Origin of the sequence: Pseudopedobacter sp., from assembly GCF_040392825.1 — a bacterium.
In the GTDB taxonomy this organism is placed as follows: domain Bacteria; phylum Bacteroidota; class Bacteroidia; order Sphingobacteriales; family Sphingobacteriaceae; genus Pseudopedobacter.
In genome coordinates, this window is sequence record NZ_JBEBVH010000352.1 from 1 (window position 1) to 3,430 (window position 3,430).

Annotated in this window: 2 protein-coding genes; both read left to right on the forward strand. The window is 38.3% G+C overall.

Annotated elements, in window-relative coordinates; translation table 11 throughout:
- Positions 1-553: 553 nt before the first annotated feature.
- The gene (locus tag ABWO41_RS16780) at positions 554-1,114 is read left to right on the forward strand and encodes a helix-turn-helix domain-containing protein (RefSeq protein WP_353140475.1); all 561 of its coding nucleotides are present in this window, start codon (positions 554-556) and stop codon (positions 1,112-1,114) included.
- 78 nt (positions 1,115-1,192) lie between these two features.
- On the forward strand, positions 1,193-3,394 hold the full coding sequence (locus ABWO41_RS16785; RefSeq protein WP_353140477.1) for a heavy metal translocating P-type ATPase: 2,202 nt from the start codon (positions 1,193-1,195) through the stop codon (positions 3,392-3,394).
- Positions 3,395-3,430: the final 36 nt, after the last annotated feature.

A 3,430-nucleotide genomic window follows, 5' to 3' on the forward strand; every position in this document is an offset into this window, starting at 1 on the left:
GATTTAATGGATAAGGATTTTTATCTTCCATCTCAATAAGTAGTTAGAAGAGGCTTTTAAGTAACAAACAGACGTAATTTATAGGTGAGTCAACAAGTGAGTCAAATATAAATCTACCCAATTCACCCCCACTCAGATAGCCCAATAAAGCACTATTTTAAATTTCAACCTCACAAAGATTTAATGGGTATTTTGAGTGTGTTTATCTCGTAACTGATTGTTTATAAAACGAATAAGCTCCAAACGGGGAGAATGGAGCTTAAACTAACCAATTATAAACCTAAATCAAATGATGACTCACTTAATTATGAAAAAACAATTACTGTTTTGACATTACAAATATAGGGAGGAAAGTGATATCAATTATCACGATAAAGTCACCTATATGTAATGGTTTTGTTAACTCATTATTCGATTTTTGTGTTTTCAATGGAAAATCATCACTTTTATATGAAGTCTGATTCATAATTACACAATATCCGCTTATTACTATTTGTAAAATGAGTGATTTGCGTTTTTTACTTTTGAATTTTTACTTTAGACTTTATAAAATATGCTAAGTAAAATTTATATCAAAAATATGGTTTGCCCCAGGTGTATCGCTTCCGTAAAGAGAGATCTGGAAGGCTTGAATTATAAAATTCATGATATAAAATTAGGGGAAGTTTCAATAGAAGGTGAAATAGATATTCCGTTAGTAAAACAAAAACTGGAAGAAAGCGGATTTGAACTTTTAGAAGACAAAAATACCCAGACAGCGAATAAAATAAAGTCTGTTATTGTAGAGATAGTGCATCACCAGAATGGGGCATTAAAGGAAAATCTGTCGCAGGTTTTAACAAAAGAACTCAATCAGGAATATTCGGTGCTCAGTAACATCTTTTCCTCAAAAGAAGGTATTACCATAGAAAGATATTATATCCTGCAACGTATCGAAAAGGTGAAAGAGCTGTTGGAATACAATCAGTTAAGCCTGAAGGAAATGGCTTTCGATTTAGGTTTTAGCAGTGTGGCCCATTTATCTGCTCAGTTTAAAAAAGAGACAGGCTTAAGTCCCAAACAATATAAAGATCTGGGGATAGCAGATAGAAAGCCAATCCATAAAATAATATAAACCTTAACCATAATTATATAACATCTTAAGCTGCCGTTGGGCTTATTTTTGTACTGTTAATCATTTAAATCGAAAATTATGGTAGACAGTAAATCAGAAATATTCCCGGTAATTGGTATGTCCTGTGCCGGATGTGCCATAACTGTAGAAAATCAGGTAAAGTCTTTAGAAGGCGTAGATACGGCTTCTGTTAATTACGCCAACCAACAGTTGCAAGTCGTTTACGATAAAGAAAAGGTAAACCCCGAAGCCATGAAGGATGCTTTAATAGGGGCCGGATATGATATCATTATCGAAAAAGAAAATGCTTTTGAAGAAGCCGATCAGATGAGGCAGAAAGAATACGAAAAGCTGAAACGTAATTTCTACTGGGCACTGGCTTTAACGCTTCCCGTTTTTGTTATAGGGATGTTCTTCATGGATATGCCTTATGCCAATGAAATCATGTTGGTTTTCAGTACGCCGGTATTATTTGTTTTCGGTCGTCAGTTTTTTATCAATGCGTTAAAGCAATTCAAACATCGATCTGCCAATATGGATACACTGGTCGCATTAAGTACAGGTATCGCCTGGCTGTTTAGTGTTTTCAATACGTTATACCCAGAATATTGGCACCATAGAGGGCTGCATGCCCATGTATATTTCGAATCGGCAGCAGTAGTGATTACCTTTATTATGTTTGGCCGACTTCTGGAAGCCAGAGCAAAACATGGCACTTCAGAAGCCATTAAAAAACTCATGGGGCTGCAGCCTAAAACGCTTACAGTGATAAGAGATAGCCAGGAACTGAATATCCCTATAGCAGAGGTTCTTGTCGGGGATTTGATCTTAGTCAAATCAGGAGAGAAAATACCGGTTGACGGTAAAATAGAAGAAGGCGAGTCTTATGTAGATGAGTCTATGTTAAGTGGCGAGCCTGTCGCGGTAGCTAAGGAAAAAGGCGCTCAGGTTTATGCAGGAACAATCAATCAGAAAGGAAGTTTCAAATTCAGGGCCCAGCAGGTAGGAGATAAGACCTTGCTTTCCCAAATTTTAAAATTGGTACAGGAAGCACAGGGATCTAAAGCACCGGTTCAGAAATTGGTCGATAAAATTGCAGGTATTTTCGTCCCGGTAGTGATATTAATCTCGCTGATCAGTTTCGTTGCATGGTATATCTCCGGCGTAGATAATGCCATAACTTATGCTTTGTTATCTATGGTAACTGTTTTAGTCATTGCCTGTCCCTGTGCCTTAGGACTGGCTACACCAACTGCCATTATGGTGGGAACCGGTAAAGGTGCAGAGCAGGGAATCCTGATAAAAGATGCCAGCAGTCTGGAGGTAGCAAAAGATGTCAGCGCAATTATTTTGGATAAAACCGGTACAATTACCGAGGGAAAACCCGAAGTGATTGATAGTCTGTGGCTGGACGATTCTAAAGAAAATCAGGCCATTCTGTATAGTTTAGAAAAAGCGTCAGAACACCCTTTGGCCGAAGCGGTTATTCAGCATCTTAAAGCCAGGGGAGTACAAGGTGTAACCGTTCAGGCGTTTGAAAGCTTAACTGGCCGTGGGGCAAAGGCAGGTTTCAATGGCACAGATTATTATATCGGCAGTGCAAAATTGCTTCAGGAATACGGACTAAGTATTGATGAAAATCAAATTGCCGAGTGGAAAGAACTGGGAAGTACAATTATTTACTTCTTTACTTCTGACAAGTTGATAGCAGCTTTGGCTATCGCCGATAAAATTAAGGAAAGTTCTAAAGAGGCAATAGATTACCTGCATCAAGAAGGTGTAGAAGTGTATATGCTTACCGGAGATACACATTCTACAGCAGAGAAAGTATCCAGAAAAGTGGGAATAGACCATTTCTATGCAGAACAGATGCCCGGAGATAAAGCCGATTTTGTGAAAAATCTGCAGCGGCAGGGGAAAAAGGTAGCGATGGTTGGCGATGGTATCAACGACGCCCAGGCTTTAGCCCAGGCAGATATTTCTATCGCTATGGGTAAAGGTTCCGATATCGCTGTAGACACGGCAGGAATAACGTTGTTATCTTCAGATTTAAGGAAAGTACCGCAAGCCATCCAGCTATCCAGAAAGACAGTGTCAGCCATTAAGCAAAATCTATTTTGGGCATTTATCTATAACGTAATAGGTATTCCATTAGCTGCGGGAATACTTTACCCAATCAACGGATTCTTATTAAACCCGATGATTGCCGGAGCAGCAATGGCACTAAGTTCAGTGTCTGTAGTATTAAATAGTTTAAGGTTGAAAAACGCAAAAATTTAAAATCATGGATTCATTAAAATTTAAAACCAATTTAAA